At 42.1% G+C, this 16,442-nt stretch carries 17 protein-coding genes; 3 read left to right on the top strand and 14 right to left on the bottom strand.

Translation table 11 applies throughout. The annotated features are described in order from the left end of the window. Nucleotides 1-18: 18 nt before the first annotated feature. Both AC5YCI_RS01275 and AC5YCI_RS01270 read left to right on the top strand, forming a co-directional pair. Nucleotides 19-753, top strand: a complete 735-nt coding sequence (locus tag AC5YCI_RS01275; protein WP_496129031.1) for a proteasome-type protease — start codon at nucleotides 19-21, stop codon at nucleotides 751-753. A 4-nt stretch (nucleotides 754-757) separates the two neighbouring features. Then, on the top strand, nucleotides 758-1,183 hold the full coding sequence (locus AC5YCI_RS01270; RefSeq protein ID WP_496129032.1) for a BLUF domain-containing protein: 426 nt from the start codon (nucleotides 758-760) through the stop codon (nucleotides 1,181-1,183). 35 nt (nucleotides 1,184-1,218) lie between these two features. Here the strand turns inward: AC5YCI_RS01270 and alr are convergent, their stop codons facing one another. The 12 genes from alr to ppsA all read right to left on the bottom strand — a co-directional run bounded on the left by alr (nucleotide 1,219) and on the right by ppsA (nucleotide 13,597). Next, the gene (gene alr / locus AC5YCI_RS01265) at nucleotides 1,219-2,289 is read right to left on the bottom strand and encodes an alanine racemase (RefSeq protein ID WP_496129033.1); all 1,071 of its coding nucleotides are present in this window, start codon (nucleotides 2,287-2,289) and stop codon (nucleotides 1,219-1,221) included. Between the two features lie 25 nt (nucleotides 2,290-2,314). After that, complete coding sequence (dnaB, locus tag AC5YCI_RS01260; RefSeq protein WP_496129034.1) at nucleotides 2,315-3,736, bottom strand: replicative DNA helicase; 1,422 nt, start codon at nucleotides 3,734-3,736, stop codon at nucleotides 2,315-2,317. Between the two features lie 141 nt (nucleotides 3,737-3,877). Continuing rightward, nucleotides 3,878-4,324 carry a 50S ribosomal protein L9 gene (rplI, locus tag AC5YCI_RS01255; protein ID WP_122898061.1) on the bottom strand — a complete coding sequence of 149 codons (447 nt, stop codon included), beginning with the start codon at nucleotides 4,322-4,324 and terminating at the stop codon, nucleotides 3,878-3,880. A 9-nt stretch (nucleotides 4,325-4,333) separates the two neighbouring features. Further along, on the bottom strand, nucleotides 4,334-4,561 hold the full coding sequence (gene rpsR, locus AC5YCI_RS01250) for a 30S ribosomal protein S18 (RefSeq protein ID WP_004278792.1): 228 nt from the start codon (nucleotides 4,559-4,561) through the stop codon (nucleotides 4,334-4,336). A gap of 12 nt (nucleotides 4,562-4,573) precedes the next feature. Next, nucleotides 4,574-4,963: a 30S ribosomal protein S6 gene (gene rpsF, locus AC5YCI_RS01245; protein ID WP_122898059.1), complete on the bottom strand. Its 390-nt coding sequence runs from the start codon at nucleotides 4,961-4,963 to the stop codon at nucleotides 4,574-4,576. A gap of 193 nt (nucleotides 4,964-5,156) precedes the next feature. Beyond that, nucleotides 5,157-6,041 (bottom strand): heme o synthase, encoded by an 885-nt coding sequence (cyoE, locus tag AC5YCI_RS01240; RefSeq protein WP_496129036.1) that lies wholly within the window; start codon nucleotides 6,039-6,041, stop codon nucleotides 5,157-5,159. Between the two features lie 10 nt (nucleotides 6,042-6,051). Then, nucleotides 6,052-6,387, bottom strand: coding sequence for a cytochrome o ubiquinol oxidase subunit IV (gene cyoD / locus AC5YCI_RS01235; RefSeq protein ID WP_122898146.1), 336 nt, complete (start codon nucleotides 6,385-6,387; stop codon nucleotides 6,052-6,054). Then, on the bottom strand, nucleotides 6,384-7,004 hold the full coding sequence (cyoC, locus tag AC5YCI_RS01230) for a cytochrome o ubiquinol oxidase subunit III (protein WP_122898055.1): 621 nt from the start codon (nucleotides 7,002-7,004) through the stop codon (nucleotides 6,384-6,386). Before cyoC ends, cyoD begins: the two co-directional genes overlap by 4 nt. A gap of 4 nt (nucleotides 7,005-7,008) precedes the next feature. After that, nucleotides 7,009-8,997 (bottom strand): cytochrome o ubiquinol oxidase subunit I, encoded by a 1,989-nt coding sequence (gene cyoB, locus AC5YCI_RS01225; protein WP_496129038.1) that lies wholly within the window; start codon nucleotides 8,995-8,997, stop codon nucleotides 7,009-7,011. A gap of 3 nt (nucleotides 8,998-9,000) precedes the next feature. Then, complete coding sequence (cyoA, locus tag AC5YCI_RS01220) at nucleotides 9,001-10,095, bottom strand: ubiquinol oxidase subunit II (protein WP_496129039.1); 1,095 nt, start codon at nucleotides 10,093-10,095, stop codon at nucleotides 9,001-9,003. A 292-nt stretch (nucleotides 10,096-10,387) separates the two neighbouring features. Then, nucleotides 10,388-11,146 (bottom strand): RDD family protein, encoded by a 759-nt coding sequence (locus tag AC5YCI_RS01215; RefSeq protein WP_496129040.1) that lies wholly within the window; start codon nucleotides 11,144-11,146, stop codon nucleotides 10,388-10,390. Nucleotides 11,147-11,215: 69 nt separating this feature from the next. Next, nucleotides 11,216-13,597 carry a phosphoenolpyruvate synthase gene (ppsA, locus tag AC5YCI_RS01210; protein WP_496129041.1) on the bottom strand — a complete coding sequence of 794 codons (2,382 nt, stop codon included), beginning with the start codon at nucleotides 13,595-13,597 and terminating at the stop codon, nucleotides 11,216-11,218. Between the two features lie 155 nt (nucleotides 13,598-13,752). Here ppsA and ppsR point away from each other — a divergent pair, with 155 nt between their 5' ends. Further along, nucleotides 13,753-14,589, top strand: coding sequence for a posphoenolpyruvate synthetase regulatory kinase/phosphorylase PpsR (ppsR, locus tag AC5YCI_RS01205; protein ID WP_496129042.1), 837 nt, complete (start codon nucleotides 13,753-13,755; stop codon nucleotides 14,587-14,589). A 233-nt stretch (nucleotides 14,590-14,822) separates the two neighbouring features. On the opposite strand, the gene AC5YCI_RS01200 is transcribed toward ppsR, so the two are convergent. Continuing rightward, nucleotides 14,823-15,824, bottom strand: a complete 1,002-nt coding sequence (locus AC5YCI_RS01200) for an LLM class flavin-dependent oxidoreductase (protein ID WP_496129207.1) — start codon at nucleotides 15,822-15,824, stop codon at nucleotides 14,823-14,825. 117 nt (nucleotides 15,825-15,941) lie between these two features. Continuing rightward, complete coding sequence (locus tag AC5YCI_RS01195) at nucleotides 15,942-16,409, bottom strand: hypothetical protein (RefSeq protein WP_496129043.1); 468 nt, start codon at nucleotides 16,407-16,409, stop codon at nucleotides 15,942-15,944. Nucleotides 16,410-16,442: the final 33 nt, after the last annotated feature.

The raw sequence follows: 16,442 nt of genomic DNA, 5'->3' as shown, positions 1-16,442 counted from the left end.
ATCATCAGAGGAGGATGTATGACCTATTGTTGTGCGCTACGTTTAAAGCAAGGACTTATTTTTATTAGCGATACCCGAACCAATGCCGGTGTCGATCATATTTCAGTATTTCGTAAGCTCTATACTTTTGGTATAGAGGGCGAGCGATTTATTGCCATACAAGCTGCAGGGAATTTAGCCACAACACAGGCGGTAATTGGCCATTTAAAAAATCAGTTAGCACTTGAACAAGAACCCAACTTAAACAGTGTTAATACGCTGTTTGAGGCAGCTGAACTGGTGGGTAGTTTAGTGAAAAAAGTGATTCATAATGTCGCGCCTGATCCTGAAGATCAAAGCACCTACTATTGTAGTTTATTGGTTGGTGGCCAAATTGGCGATCAAGAAATGCAGCTCTATAATATTTACCCACAAGGGAATTTTATTTGTGCCACCAAAGATACGCCATTTTTTCAAATTGGTGAGAGTAAATATGGTAAGCCAATTTTAGATCGTGCGCTTAGTTATGACATGCCTTTAGATGAAGCACTACGTTGCAGTTTAATCTCGTTTGATTCGACTTTACGTTCTAATGTATCTGTAGGTTTGCCACTAGATTGTTTAGTTTACAATATTAATAGTTTGCATATTCCTGTAGGCAAGCGTATTTATGAAGAAGATCCATATTTTTCTGGCATTAGTAAACAATGGTCAGAAACCCTAAGAAAAGGTTTACATGAGTTACCCACTCCAACTCATGATTATTTAGAGTAATCCTATGCAAAGACTATGTTACGTGAGTCAAGCAACGTTTAAGTTGCCCGAGCAGCTGCAATGTTTAACTGATATTTTAACGGAAGCACGCGACTTTAATGCTAGACATCACGTACAAGGTGTTTTGTATTTTGCTGACGGTTATTTTTTACAATGTTTAGAAGGGGAAAGCCAGGCCATTGAGCTAGTCCTGCAACGTTTAACACGTGATCCTCGTCATCAGGATTTGCGTATTATTGCTACAGACATGGTTGAACAAGCGATTTTTAAGCATTGGTCAATGAAATTTGTGGCAAGGCACAATCAGGTTAAGCAGTTTTTCCAGCAACATGGTTATGCGCAATTTTATCCACATCTGTTAAATCCAAACCAATTGAACCAATTGTTACATCTACTGTATCAATTGGAAGCACCTGATTTAGTGGCATAAAAAAAGAACCTTTCAGGTTCTTTTTTTATAGATGCTTAAATTAATTTACGCTGTGGTCGATTGCTTAAACGACACAGTAATTCATAACCAATGGTACCATTGGCAGTCGCGACATCATCGACTAAACGCTGTTTACCCCACAGTTCTACTTGCGTACCTAAAGCTACATCTAAGCCTGTGACATCAATGGCAATCATATCCATCGCCACACGACCGACTACAGGTGTCAGCGTACCATTTATCGCCACTGTATTAGGCATTACAAAGGCACGCGGATAACCGTCGCCATAACCAATCGAAACAATGGCTAAATCCATGGCTTGGCTGGCAACAAAGGTTGAACCATAACCCACTGATTCACCAGCTTGAATAGAATTTAAAGCAATCACTTCAGCAGTAAATTGCATCACTGGTTGTAAGTCAAGGTCATGGACAGTTTGATCAGCAAAAGGGCTTGCGCCATAGAGCATAATGCCTGGACGCACATAGTCAAAATGCAATTCTGGGTACTTATAAATGGCCGCAGAGTTACAGCATGAAGCTAACAGTGGGGCACAGTCATGTTTAATGTCTAAAAATTGACGAATTTGTTCATCATTTAACGGATGATCGGCATCGGCATTGGCAAAGTGCATTACCAGTACACAAGTAAAACCTTCGGCTTTTAAGCGATTGATAACATCTTTGATCTCAGCAATTTTAAAGCCAAGACGGTTCATACCGCTATTGAGCTTGACCCAAACTTTTAAGCCTTTAGCAATATAAGCAGCCTTGTGTTCAAGTAACCAACCGACTTGTTGCTGATGATGCACGACCACTTCAATATTTTGTTCAAGCACCATCTGCATTTCATCAGCACTAAATACACCTTCAATTAAGGTAATCGGTTGTTCAAAGCCTAAGTTACGAATTTCCAAGGCTTCTTCTAAGCAAGCGACACCAAAGGCGTCAGTTGCACTTAAGGCTGCTAAGCAGTCTTTTACACCATGTCCGTAGGCATTGGCTTTAACCATACTTACCACTTTGGCATTGGGGGCAAGTTGTTTGACACGGTTTAGGTTATATTGCAGTGCTTGACTGTCAATATAGACGGTTGCTTGGCGCACCTTAAGTCACTCCTTCGTGATTAAATTATTCGTCGTCGTTGTATTGGTTATAGTACTCTGGTGAAAGGTTACTAAAACGGGTGTAGTGACCTTCAAACGCCAAACGCACTGTACCAATTGGACCATTACGCTGTTTACCAATAATAATTTCAGCTGTTCCGGCTTCTTTGGATTCTTTATTGTAAACCTCATCACGGTAAATAAACATAATCAAGTCGGCATCTTGTTCGATGGCACCAGATTCACGTAAATCGGACATCACAGGGCGTTTATTTGGACGGTTTTCCAGTGATCGGTTCAGCTGTGATAAGGCAATCACAGGGCACATCATTTCCTTGGCTAAGGCTTTAAGACTTCGAGAAATTTCCGAGATCTCACCAACACGGTTATCGCCCATACCCGGCACTTTCATGAGCTGTAAGTAATCGACCATGATGCAGCCGAGTTTACCGCCATGTTGTTTGGCAATACGACGGGCGCGGGCACGTAATTCCGTAGGGGGCAGCGCAGAGGAATCATCAATATATAGATTCTTTTCTTGTAATTGTAAAATGGTACCAGTGACTTTTGACCATTCATCACCATCAAGTTTACCGGCACGTAAATGTCCTTGATGAACCTTACCATAAGACGAAATTAAACGCATAGCGATGGAGTCAGCCGGCATCTCCATGGAGAATACCAGCGCGGGTAAATCACAGTTAAATAGTACGCTTTCCACTAAGTTCATAGCAAAAGTGGTTTTACCCATCGATGGACGGGCTGCAACAATAATTAAGTCACCCGATTGCATGCCTGAGGTTTTGTTATCCAATTCAACAAAACCTGTGGTCAGGCCAGTAATATTGCCATCCATTTGTGACAGTTCATTGAGTTTATCAAAGACATCTGCCACCACAGAGGTAATGGCCTTTGGTCCTTGTGCTTTAGCATTGTTATTGTGTTGTTCAGCAATTGAGAAAATATTGGTTTCAGCTAAATCTAAAATTTCAGAAACGCTGCGGCCTTTGGTGTCATAAGCACTTTGTAAAATTTCGGTGCTGACCTTAATCATATTGCGCAGTGTGGCAAATTCTTTAATTTTGCCGGCATAGGTTTCTAAATTATAAAAACTCGACGGCGATTCTGCCATGAGTTGCATTAAATACTCTTCACCGCCCACAGCATCAATTAAATTTTGTTTAATCAGCCAGTCATTCACCAACACGGCATCATAAGGTGAGCTGTCTTTGGCAAGTTGATGAATTGCACGAAAAATATATTTATGCCGTGTGGCATAAAAATCGTCTTCAACTAAGATGTCACCGACTTGTTCGAAGGACTCAGCCACAGTCATGAGCGCAGCTAATACAGCTTGCTCAATTGCAAGGTTGTGTGGGGGAGTGCGAAACTCTTTGAGTTGTTCTGATTTTTTTTCAGAACTCGCAGTGGCATTCGCCTGAGACATATAAAACCCTATAAGAAGCTAGTGCAAAACAAACGGCAAAGACCGATATTAACAAAAAATGGCTGGGTACAGCGGGGGATTTGCAAATTTTACAGATAAAAAAAGAGCATGCCAAAGCATGCCCTTTTTTTTGGCGAGAAATTACTCTGCTACGATAGTAACAAGAACTTCTGCAACAACATCATGGTGCAATTGGATTGCGATGTTGAATTCACCAGTATTGCGAAGCGCACCGTTTGGTAAACGAACTTCAGCGCGGTCTACAGTAAGACCAGCATTCGTTAACGCGTCAGCGATATCACGAGTACCGATTGAACCGAATAATTTACCTTCATCACCCGCTTTCGCAGTGATTACGATATTTACTTCGTTTAATTGGTCAGCACGTGCTTGAGCAGCAGCTAAAACGTCAGCTTCAGCTTTTTCAAGTTCAGCGCGACGAGCTTCAAAAGCAGCAGTGTTAGCTTCAGTTGCAGCAACAGCCTTACCTTGTGGGATAAGGAAGTTACGGCCGTAACCAGCTTTAACAGATACTTTATCGCCTAGTTTACCTAGGTTTTTAATGCGTTGTAATAAGATAATGTCCACAGCTCAACCTCACTTATGATTGTCAGTGTAAGGGATCAACGATAAGTAGCGAGCTTGTTTGATAGCAAGCGCTAATTGACGTTGGTAACGAGCTTTAGTACCTGTAATACGGCTAGGAACAATCTTGCCGTTTTCAGTGATGTACTGTTTTAAAGTATCGATATCTTTGTAGTCGATGTACGTAACGTTCTCAGCTGTAAAGCGGCAGAACTTGCGACGACGGTAAAAACGTGCCATTTAGTGTTCTCCTTATGCTTCAGCAGAGTCTTGGTTAACTTGTTGTGCTTCTTCACGTTGAGCTTTACGCGCACGTTTTTCTTCAGCACTCTTAGCCAATAAAGACTCTTCAGTGATTGCGTTTTCACGACGGATGATAAGGTTACGAAGGATTGCATCGTTGTAACGGAACAATTCTTCTAATTCATCAAGCGTAGTTTGGTTACATTCAACATTCATTAAAATGTAATGCGCTTTGTGAATTTTGTTAATTGGGTAAGCCAATTGACGACGGCCCCAATCTTCTAAACGGTGAATTTGACCTTCAGCGTCTTTGATGTGAGTTAGGTAACGTTCTACCATACCCACTACTTGATCGCTTTGATCAGGATGTACTAAAAGTACGATTTCGTAGTGACGCATTGTCAGCTCCTTACGGATTATACAGCCGCTAACGCAATTGTTAGGGGCAAGGAGTCACAACCTAAGTTGTGCGAAGCCGCAATTCTAGAGGGTTTGATTGAAAAATACAAGAGAAGCGCAATAAGAAAAATAGATTGTTGTTTTTATCAGCAGAGAGGGCGATACCTTTTAAAAGATAGCACGCAACTATCTTTTAAAAGAATACCGTATTGATTGATGGTGCTGTAGATGTAAAGCTAAAGCACAAACTTACTACAGTAATTAAAATCACTGAAAATAAGAAAAAGCGTTTGGCCCAGAGCACATCTTGTTCAGCCGAAGCTTTAAAACCAAGGATGGCAATATACAGCCAGTAGATACACAAGGCATTTAAAATGATCGCGTAAATCCAATTGGCATAACCATAGATAAACAAGCCATTCATTGCGATGGTAAATAACACCACATAAATCAAGGATTCAATTTTGGTGCGTAAAATACTACGCGCCACAGGCAGAATCGGAATACCTGCATTTTTGTAGTCGTCAAAACGATAAATCGCAATCGCCCAAGAGTGGGGCATTTGCCAAAGTGCATAGCCTAAAAAAATCAGCAAAGCAGCTAAGTCAAATTGATTGGCAATCGCGGTATAACCAATCACCGGAGGACTCGCTCCAGAGATACTACCAACAACAGTTTGATGAATTGTTGTGCGTTTGGTCCATAAGCTATAAAAGCCCACGTAAAACACATAACCAATCATGGCAAAGAGAAAAGCGTATGCATTTACCCAAAACCATAAAATGCTAAAACCCAAAGCACCTAACACCAATGCGTAAACAAGGGCAACAGGAACAGAAACGGATTTTTTTACCATCGCACGATTTTGTGTGCGTTGCATTTTTTGATCGATGTCTTGGTCAATGACGTTATTGACTACACATCCAGAAGCGACAACCAAAGTTGTGCCAAGTAGGGTAAGAAGCAGGAGAAGGAAATCTACAGAACCTTGAGCAGCTACAAAGTAGCCGCCCAAGGTGGTAACGAAGTTACCAAAGAGAATCCCTGGTTTTGTCAGGAATAAATACTTCTTCAGCATGACAACCAGTTTAGATCATCATGTTGTAGTGTAAGTAGTTCATAATCCATACAGAACCGATGAGTAATACAGCGATACATAGGATTGTATAAACGAATGCAATCACGTTCCAGCGTTGTTCAGACGAAGAGTTCATGTGCAAGAAGTAAACTAATTGTACAAGAATCTGAGCAACAGCAGTAATCGCAATTACAGCAACAACCATGCCACGATTGTCATGGTGCATACCTGCCATTACCATACCGAAAGGAATTACGGTAAGAATGACAGAAAGGATGAAACCAATCGTGTATTGTTTGACGTTGCCGTGTGAAGCACCAGCTGCGTTATGATCGTGACTCATTATAGAACTCCCATCAAGTAAACGACGCTGAATACACAGATCCAAACGATGTCAAGGAAGTGCCAGAACAAGCTTAGGCAAGCTAAACGACGTAAGTTGATTAATGTCAAACCATTTTTCTTGATTTGATACATTAACACTAACATCCAAACTAAACCTGAAGTTACGTGAATACCGTGCGTACCAACTAAAGTAAAGAACGCAGATAAGAACGCACTTGTGCTTGGACCGTGACCAGCATGAACTAAATGATTAAATTCATACAGTTCCATACCGATGAAGATAGCACCAAATAACCATGTGATACCTAACCAAGTTAACACTTTTGCAACGTCTTTTTTGTATGCAGCAAGCACTGCAAAACCAAACGTTACAGAAGAGATAAGTAAGGCAAAAGTTTCAGTTAATACGAAACCTAAAGAGTTTTCGAATAAATCTTTTGCACTTGGTGTACCCACAGGAATATGGCTACTTAATACAGCGAACGCGATGAAGAGTGTACCAAATAGTACAAGGTCACTCATCAAATACGTCCAGAAACCAAAGACAGTGATGTCAGTATCATCGTGGTGATGATGCTCATCATGTCCATGATTGTCGTGATGAAGTACGTCAGCCATTGTCTTAGTCCTTCTTCAAGTGTTTTTCAAGGATCGCATAGCGTTCGTTTTCAATACGTTCAACTTCAGCAGCAGGAACATAGTAGTCCACTTTCTTCGTGAAAGAAGAAACGATGAAGGCAATGATCGAAGCAACGAAAGTTGCGATAGCTAACCACCAAATGTGCCAGATTAACGCAAAGCCCATCACGGTAATAATTAACGCGATGACAATACCCGCAGCACGGTTAGTTGGCATATGGATGTCTTCGTACTTGGTTGGTTTTGCATAAGCAATACCATTTTCTTTGTCATTCCAGAAAGTATCAATACCATTGATCTTAGGAAGATGAGCAAAGTTATAGAACGGAGCAGGAGATGAAGTTGCCCATTCTAAAGTACGGCCATCCCATGCATCGCCTGTGTAGTCGATACGTTGGTTGCGTTGTAAGAAACCAACCACGATTTGCATGATGAAGCAAAGAATACCGAAAAGCACAAGCACAGAACCGAATAAAGCAATGGCTAAGTACGGATCCCACTCTGGGTTGTCATATGTATTCAAACGACGTGTCATACCCATGAAACCAAGGATATATAACGGCATGAATGCAAAGTAGAAACCGAAGAACCAGAACCAGAATGCAGCTTTACCCCAAGTCTCATTGAGTCTCCAACCAAACATTTTTGGCCAGTAGAAAATGATACCTGCGAACATACCAAACACTACACCACCAATAATTACGTTATGGAAGTGAGCGATTAAGAATAACGAGTTGTGAACAAGGAAGTCCGCTGGTGGAACCGCCATTAATACGCCCGTTAAACCACCGATACCAAAAGTCACAAGGAAGCCAAGTGTCCAAAGCATTGGTGTTGTAAATGTAATGCGGCCCTTATACATGGTGAATAACCAAGAGAAGATTTTCACACCTGTTGGGATCGCAATAATCATGGTCATGATACCGAAGAACGCGTTAACGTTGGCACCAGCACCCATGGTAAAGAAGTGGTGTAACCATACTACGAACGCAAGTACAGTAATCGCGATCGTTGCATACACCATAGATTTGTAACCGAACAACGTTTTACGAGAGAACGTTGATACCACTTCTGAGTAAATACCAAATGCAGGTAAAATCAGAATGTATACTTCTGGGTGACCCCAAGTCCAAATCAAGTTCACATACAACATTGGGCTACCACCCATGTCGTTGGTGAAGAAGTGGAAACCGAAGTAACGGTCAAGAGTAAGCATTGCAATAGTTGCAGTTAGTACAGGGAATGATGCAATGATTAACACAGAAGTACATAAAGATGTCCAAGTGAAAATCGGCATATCCATTAACTTCATGCCAGGCGCACGCATTTTGATGATGGTAACGAAGAAGTTAACACCTGTTAAAAGCGTACCAAGACCAGAAATCTGAAGTGCCCAGATGTAGTAGTCCATACCTACGCCAGGAGAGTATTCGATACCTGAAAGCGGTGGATAAGCCATCCAACCTGTTGCAGCGAACTCACCAAGAGCAAGAGACACCATCATTAAGCCCGCAGCGCCGGCAAATAACCAGAAGCTTAAAGAGTTTAATAATGGGAAGGCAACGTCACGTGCACCAATTTGAAGTGGTACAGAGATGTTCATTAAACCTACTACAAGACCCATTGCCACGAAGAAGATCATGATCACACCGTGTGCGGTGAAGATCTGGTCATAGTGTTCTGGGTGTAAATAGCCTTCACCGCCACCTTTTGCAAGGAACAATTGAAGACGCATCATGATCGCATCGGCGAAACCACGTAATAACATGATGATCGATACGAACAGGTACATAATACCAATTTTTTTATGGTCGACTGATGTGAACCATTCGTTCCACAAGTAGCCCCATTTTTTGAAATAAGTGATACCCGCAAATACCGCGATACCACCTAAAATCATCATGAGAACGGTCACCTGTACGATTGGATCGTACGGAATCGCGTCTACATTTAACTTACCTAAGAAGCTCATGTCTTATTCCCCTACAACTGAAGAAGCAGGTTGTTCAGCATTCGCAGCAGCAATTTCTGCAGCAGCAACAGCATCATGTGCAGGTACAGCATCTACATCTGCTGCTGAATGGTCAGCACCATGGTAGTTAGACATGTACTTGTTAATCACAGATTCGAACAATTTAGGCTCAACTGAAGCATAGTAAGTCACAGGATGAGGCTGAGTTTTGTATGCACCTTCAGCTTCAGCTGTTGCAGCAAGCTGCTTCTCTAAGTCAGTTTTCGCGTTACGAACCATTGCAGCGATTTGTTTCTCTGAACGGTTACCATCACGTAACGATGCAAATTCAGCTTGGTCTAATACAGTTTTTTGTACTGCTTCAGGATTCACAGAAGTACCGTTACCTGTTTTAACAGCCGACACCCACTCAGCAAACTGAGCATCTGTCACAGCATGAGCTTTAAAGCGCATTTGTGAGAAGCCATAGCCTGAGTAGTTAGAAGAGAAACCGCGGAATACACCTGGTTCGTTAGCTAACATATTCAAATGCGTCTGCATACCCGCCATTGCATAAATCTGACCAGATAATGCTGGGATAAAGAACGAGTTCATTGTGAAGTTAGAAGTTAAACGAAGGCTAAGCGGTGTTTTTTCCGGGAAGCGTAATTCGTTTACTGTCGCAATGTCTTGTTCTGGGTAGATAAAGATCCATTTGAACTGTTCAGCAATAACTTGAACTGTTACTGGTGCTTTATCAGATTCAAGCGGACGGTATGGGTCATATTTGTGTGAACCCCACCACGTTAAGTACGCAAGAATACCAATAATAATTACAGGGATACCCCATACTACAATCTCAATTGTAGTTGAGTGTGCCCATGTAGGTTTATAGTCTGCATCTTTATTCGACGCGCGATATTTCCAACCAAACCATAATGCCATGATGATTGAAGGAATCACCACTAACAGCATTAAATAGATCGCTTTCATCATCAAGTCAGACTGACCTGCTGCGACTGGACCTTTAGAGTTTAGAAGTACCATATCACCGCCACACCCTGTTAAGAGTGCAGCCATTGCGGATAAAGACAATACAGCTAAAGTCGTTTGTCTCATTTTACAACCTCGGTGAAGAGTCCCATTCCCTAATAATATGGGGATAGCGATTATAAGTGTCGCATGATTGAAAAGCCTTTTTTCAGATGTGAAAAATCCTCTCAATGATGAGACACCGCTACGTTTGAGGCATTATGCCCTATATCAACAAACTAAGCTATACATAAAAGTGCTTTAAATGACTGTATTAAAAACTGATTTTTTTACTCGGATTTAAATTGCGAGGCATATAATTTTATTGGAATATCAAGGTTCTGTATTTAAAAAGAGGCGCGATGCGCCTCTTGTTTTGTTATCGGTTTTGCTTCTTAATTACCTTGGTTTTTGCTAACTTATCGTGCAAAGTTTGACGTTTTTGACCAAAGCCAAAGGCATAGTCAAGGAAGGTAATAAACGGAAATAGCAATAAATTTAAGAAAATAAACACAAAGCTACGTAAGGTAAAGCCACGCCATAAGCTAACAAGGCTGTGATCATTTTGATCGACAATCTGAATTTTGGCCAAACGTTTACCAATACTTTGGCCAGTTTTGCTAATCAGCACAGCTTGAATAATCAGCATAATCACAATGTAGAGCAACATCATGTACCAAGCTTGATCTGGAACCAGTGCAAATAGCTCAGATTGAAGCTGATTGGTTTGTGCAGCAGTGGTGGCATTTTGCATTTTCTCTTGCAGTGTATTGAGCTGCTGTATTTGCTCAGGTTGCAAGAAAAATGATGGGATGGCCACAGCAGGCAGCCAAAGCAGTAGATCTAAACCTTTAGCCAAAGCCCTTTGCCCGATGGATGCCAGTTCAGTTTGCGTTTGGGTTTTCGCCTGTACTTCAATTTTAGGCTCAAAACTTGGTTGGGCAGGAGATGCCGTATAGCCTGTAGGTTGATAGACCAATTGACCTTGAGTCAAATCACCCAATGCTTTCCATTCAGTTAAACCCTGATGCCAAGCTAAATCGGTGAGCAAGACCTGCTGGCTGGCCAACATCTGATTGAGTTGTTCTAAGCTATATGGACCGGCTTGTTGATTATTGCGTGCCAAATATATTTGCATAAAGATTTAATCTCAAAAACGGAAAATAAAAAAAAGACCCATGAATGGGTCTTTTTTTAACACAGATTGTTAAGCTTGTTGAGCTTTTTCTTCTTCAGCTAAGAAGAACCAAGTCTCAAGCACTGAGTCTGGGTTTAAAGAAACAGAGTCAATGCCTTGTTCCATGAGCCATTTTGCAAGGTCAGGGTGATCTGATGGGCCTTGACCACAGATACCCACGTATTTACCTGCTTTACGACATGCTTGGATGGCCATAGAAAGTAAAACTTTCACTGCTGCATCACGCTCATCAAATAGGTGCGATACGATACCTGAGTCACGGTCTAAACCAAGCGTTAACTGAGTTAAGTCGTTAGAACCGATAGAGAAACCATCGAAGTGTTCAAGGAACTGTTCAGCTAACAACGCGTTCGTTGGAAGTTCACACATCATGATCACTTTAAGACCATTTTCGCCACGTTTAAGACCGTTAAGCGCTAACAATTCAATCACACGTTTCGCTTCAGCAACAGTACGTACGAAAGGAATCATGATTTGAATGTTGGTTAAGCCCATTTCTTCACGTGCTTTTTTCAGTGCGCGGCATTCTAATTCGAAGCAGTCACGGAAGTTGTCAGACACGTAGCGGCTTGCACCACGGAAACCAAGCATTGGGTTTTCTTCTTCTGGTTCGTATAACTTACCACCGATCAAGTTTGCATATTCGTTTGACTTAAAGTCAGACATACGCACGATCACTGGTTTGTCAGCGAATGCAGCCGCAAGAGTAGAAATACCTTCAACTAGTTTTTCAACATAGAATTCGATAGGCGATGCATAACCTGCAGTACGTGCCATCACAGCAGCACGTGTTTCGCGTGGAAGGCTGTCAATGTTAAGTAATGCTTTTGGATGCACACCGATCATACGGTTAATGATGAATTCTAAACGTGCTAGACCAATACCTGCGTTTGGAATTTGCGCAAAGTCAAAAGCACGGTCAGGGTTACCCACGTTCATCATCACTTTGAATGGAAGCGCAGGCATAGATTCGATTGAGTTCTTTTGAATTTCGAAATCTAAAGAACCTTCGTAGATGAAACCAGTATCACCTTCAGCACATGATACAGTCACTTCTTGACCGTCAGTTAAAAGTTCTGTTGCATTACCACAACCGACAATTGCAGGCACACCAAGTTCACGCGCAATAATCGCAGCATGACAAGTACGACCACCACGGTTCGTCACAATTGCAGCCGCACGTTTCATGACTGGTTCCCAATCTGGGTCAGTCATGTCAGATACAAGTACGTCGCCTTCTTGTACTTTGTCCATTTCTTTAATAGACGTTACGATGCGAACTTTACCTGAACCAATACGTTGACCGATTGAACGACCTTCGCACAGGACATTACCTTTTTGTTTTAATAGGTAACGTTCCATCGTACCCACGTTTTCACGGCTTTTTACGGTTTCAGGACGTGCTTGAACGATATAGATTTGACCATCATCACCGTCTTTTGCCCATTCGATGTCCATTGGCGCACCGTAATGGTCTTCGATGATCAGTGCTTGTTTTGCAAGCTCTTGTAATTCGTGATCGTTTAGCGCGAATTGTTGACGATCCGCTTTTTCAACTTCAACAATTGATACAGATTTACCTGCAGATGCTTCTTGGCCGTAAATCATCTTTTGATGTTTAGAACCTAAGTTACGACGTAAAACAGCGTGTTTACCTGCTTTAAGTAATGGTTTAGAGATATAGAATTCGTCAGGGTTAACTGCACCTTGAACGACCATTTCACCCAAACCATAAGATGCAGTAATAAATACCGCGTCACGGAAGCCTGATTCTGTATCTAGGGTGAACATCACGCCCGCAGCACCCGTTTCAGAACGAACCATACGTTGTACGCCTGCAGATAAGGCAACCACGTCATGGGCAAAGTTTTGGTGTACACGGTAAGAAATCGCGCGGTCGTTGTATAAAGATGCGAATACTTCTTTAATCGCGATCAATACGTTGTCGATCCCACGGATGTTTAAGAAGGTTTCTTGCTGACCCGCAAATGATGCGTCAGGTAAGTCTTCTGCTGTCGCAGATGAACGAACGGCAACCGCGATATCAGGGTTGCCGTTTGAAAGTTCTGCAAATGCAGCGCGAACTTCTTGTTCTAAACCTGCAGTAAGCGGAGTTTCTACAATCCATTGACGAATCTTAGCGCCTGTTTCAGCAAGGGCATTCACGTCATCAACGTCTAATGCAGCCAGCTCAGCGTTAATTTTAGCGTTTAGGCCACTTTGCTCGAGGAATTCACGATACGCTTGCGCGGTTGTTGCGAAGCCACCTGGTACCGATACACCAGCGTTAGCTAAATGGCTAATCATCTCGCCTAAAGATGAGTTTTTACCACCCACGAGTTCAACGTCGTGTTTCCCTAATTTTTCCAGACCAATTACGCGCGCTTCCAAAGTTGTTACTCCACTTTTTGCAGTATGAATCAGTATCTCGGCATGATTTTATGAAAAAGCTTAGTTTTTATATTTTTACTAAGCGACTCTCATGTAAGATGGGTTTACTATAAAGATAATCGCGCACTTAGACAAATATTTAAGGAGAAAATTTGATGTCAGACGAGAAACCGATTAAGCGCAGTGTGTTTTTCATTTCAGATGGCACTGCAATTACGGCAGAAACGTTAGGTCACTCGCTACTGGCGCAGTTTCCACATGTGGATTTTGATATCCATATTATCCCGTATATTAGCTCTGAAGAAGCAGCGATGAATGTGGTGGCTGAAATCAACCAACGTGCTGATTTAGATGGAGAAAAACCACTGGTATTTGACACATTGGTTGATCCTTATGTGCGCGATATTATCAACACAGCGAATGCGATTAATTTGGACGTATTTGAAGGCTTAATTAGCAAGCTTTCAGAAGAATTAGGCACTTCACCTACAACTTTAGTCGGACAAACCCATGCTGTAACCGATTCAGAGTCGTATAAAGCGCGTATTGATGCGGTGCATTTTGCTTTAGATAATGATGATGGTGCGCGTACCCGCCACTACGATAAAGCCGATTTAATCCTCATTGGCGTGTCACGTTCAGGCAAAACCCCAACGTCAATCTACTTATCACTACAGTTTGGTATTCGTGTAGCCAACTATCCATTGACGGAAGAAGACTTAGATGACAACCGTTTACCTGCAGTTTTGCGCCCACATAAGCACAAATTGTTTGGTTTAATGATTGATGCAGACCGTTTGGTCGCGATTCGTAGTGAACGTAAAGCCAATAGTCGTTATGCGAGCTTTAGTCAGTGTCAAATGGAATTGCGTGCCATTGAAGGCATTTATATTTCAGAAGGGATTAAATACTTAAATGTCTCTGAAATGTCGATTGAAGAAATTTCAACTCGTGTTTTACAAATGACGGGTCTAAAACGTCGTATTGGATAAAACTTTGTGCAGCCACTTGGTGGTGGCTGCATACTCACTTTTAACTTGGGATTAATAGAAAAATAATATAAATAAATGAGTATAGTGAGGTCATTTAGTTGCGTGATAATGGCTATAGAGGCCCCGAAGACCTAAATTGAATGTCTAGTTTTTAATCAATTTAGCGAAAATAATATGAAAAAAAGCACCACTATCACGAAAATAAATGGTGCAGCGTTTTCAATAAATACCAATTAGACCAATTTCATGTCACTTAAGTAGCTAAAATTGGCTAAACGTTGTTCAGTATCGTAGATGTCACAAGTAAAAATAAACTCATCAACCGCATATTTTTCCAATAGGTTTTCCAAGCCAGCTTTAACTGTGGCGGGTGAACCAATTTGTGCTAAAGCATAAAAGTCATCCACTGAACGTTTTTCCATCGGTGACCAAAGACCTTCCATACTCGGCACGGGTTTGGGTAATTGACCGCGTGTGCCACGAAACATATGTAAAATACGTTGATATGGCGTAGTTGCTAAATACTGGGCTTGTTCATCAGTCTCAGCAATCACTGTGGGTACACCAATCGATACATAAGGCTGAGTTAAATATTCAGAGGGTTGGAAATTATCACGGTAGAGCTCAATGGCTTGACCTAGCATACGCGGGGCAAAGTGCGAGGCAAAGGAATAGGGTAGACCTAAACGCGCAGCAAGCTGAGCACTAAATAAACTTGAGCCGAGTAACCAAACTGGCACATGCGTGCTTTGACCTGGCGTGGCGACAATACGCTGACCGGGTTCTGGGTCTTTAAAGTAGTGCAAAATTTCGAGCACATCTTGCGGAAATTGATCTTCTGTTTCTTGTCGACCACGACGTAAAGCACGCATGGTGGTGGGATCTGTGCCGGGCGCACGACCTAAGCCAAGTTCTACTCGATTTGGATATAAAGTCGCTAAAGTACCAAATTGCTCAGCTACAATTAATGGCGCATGGTTGGGTAACATGACGCCGCCAGACCCCACTTTGATGTGATGAGTATTTGCTAAGATGTAGCCGAGTAAAACACTGGTCGCAGAACTGGCAATACCAGACATATTATGATGTTCAGCCATCCATAGACGTTCAAAGCCTAATTTTTCTGCATGCTGGGCTAAAGCTAAGGCATGGGTGAGGGCATCTCGAATATGATGACCTTCACGCACGGGAGCGAGTTCTAAAATGGAAAAGCGAGTATTGGCTAAAGTACGCATAACAATCTCAATCATCTTTATATATCGAAATAATACGATATAAGAATGTTTTTGTATATCGAAAATATTCGATAAATAAAAAAGCACCCAATTGGGTGCTGAACAACTTTGTTTGAGTTAGCGGCCGTGATAACGACCATTATTGTTGTAGCCAGCATGCTTATAACGGTAGCCACGTTGCTGATAACGACGATCGTCATCGTTATCATAACGGCGATCTTCATTGACCTTTTGACCTAAGATCGAACCGCCTGCACCACCTAAGGCTGCACCAATTAGTCCACCACCATTACCGCCCATGCTGTTACCTACACTATAACCACCAGCACTGCCTAGGGCGCCACCAATAGCAGCAGCATTGCGATCACGACGATCGGCACTAGCCGCTGCACCGCCAGCCCCACCTAAAGCTGAACCAATCATGGCACCGGTATCACCACCTAAACGTTGACCTACGGCAGCACCTAACACACTTCCTAAAGCAGAGGTAGCAGCCACTTGTGTGTTGCTGGCTGCTTGTACGGTTGTGGCACCAAGGGTAGAAGTTGCAAGGACGCCAGCCACTAAAATTGAACGAAATTTCATTGCAGAACTCCTGCATCACTATCTTTATATATA

This window comes from Acinetobacter sp. CY17 (assembly GCF_059515825.1).
The sequence above is the reverse complement of the archived record's forward strand: the minus strand, read 5'-3'. Positions and strand labels throughout refer to the sequence as shown.

What these genes read in the sequence shown, in the direction of transcription:
- rpsF (WP_122898059.1), bottom strand. Translation starts at nt 4,963, where the DNA reads ATGCGTCACTACGAAATCGTACTTTTAGTACATCCTGATCAAAGCGAT.
- cyoC (WP_122898055.1), bottom strand. Translation starts at nt 7,004, where the DNA reads ATGGCTGACGTACTTCATCACGACAATCATGGACATGATGAGCATCAT.
- AC5YCI_RS01195 (WP_496129043.1), bottom strand. Translation starts at nt 16,409, where the DNA reads ATGAAATTTCGTTCAATTTTAGTGGCTGGCGTCCTTGCAACTTCTACC.
- AC5YCI_RS01270 (WP_496129032.1), top strand. Translation starts at nt 758, where the DNA reads ATGCAAAGACTATGTTACGTGAGTCAAGCAACGTTTAAGTTGCCCGAG.
- cyoA (WP_496129039.1), bottom strand. Translation starts at nt 10,095, where the DNA reads ATGAGACAAACGACTTTAGCTGTATTGTCTTTATCCGCAATGGCTGCA.
- AC5YCI_RS01200 (WP_496129207.1), bottom strand. Translation starts at nt 15,824, where the DNA reads ATGCGTACTTTAGCCAATACTCGCTTTTCCATTTTAGAACTCGCTCCC.
- cyoE (WP_496129036.1), bottom strand. Translation starts at nt 6,041, where the DNA reads ATGCTGAAGAAGTATTTATTCCTGACAAAACCAGGGATTCTCTTTGGT.
- cyoB (WP_496129038.1), bottom strand. Translation starts at nt 8,997, where the DNA reads ATGAGCTTCTTAGGTAAGTTAAATGTAGACGCGATTCCGTACGATCCA.
- AC5YCI_RS01215 (WP_496129040.1), bottom strand. Translation starts at nt 11,146, where the DNA reads ATGCAAATATATTTGGCACGCAATAATCAACAAGCCGGTCCATATAGC.
- AC5YCI_RS01275 (WP_496129031.1), top strand. Translation starts at nt 19, where the DNA reads ATGACCTATTGTTGTGCGCTACGTTTAAAGCAAGGACTTATTTTTATT.
- ppsR (WP_496129042.1), top strand. Translation starts at nt 13,753, where the DNA reads ATGTCAGACGAGAAACCGATTAAGCGCAGTGTGTTTTTCATTTCAGAT.
- rpsR (WP_004278792.1), bottom strand. Translation starts at nt 4,561, where the DNA reads ATGGCACGTTTTTACCGTCGTCGCAAGTTCTGCCGCTTTACAGCTGAG.
- dnaB (WP_496129034.1), bottom strand. Translation starts at nt 3,736, where the DNA reads ATGTCTCAGGCGAATGCCACTGCGAGTTCTGAAAAAAAATCAGAACAA.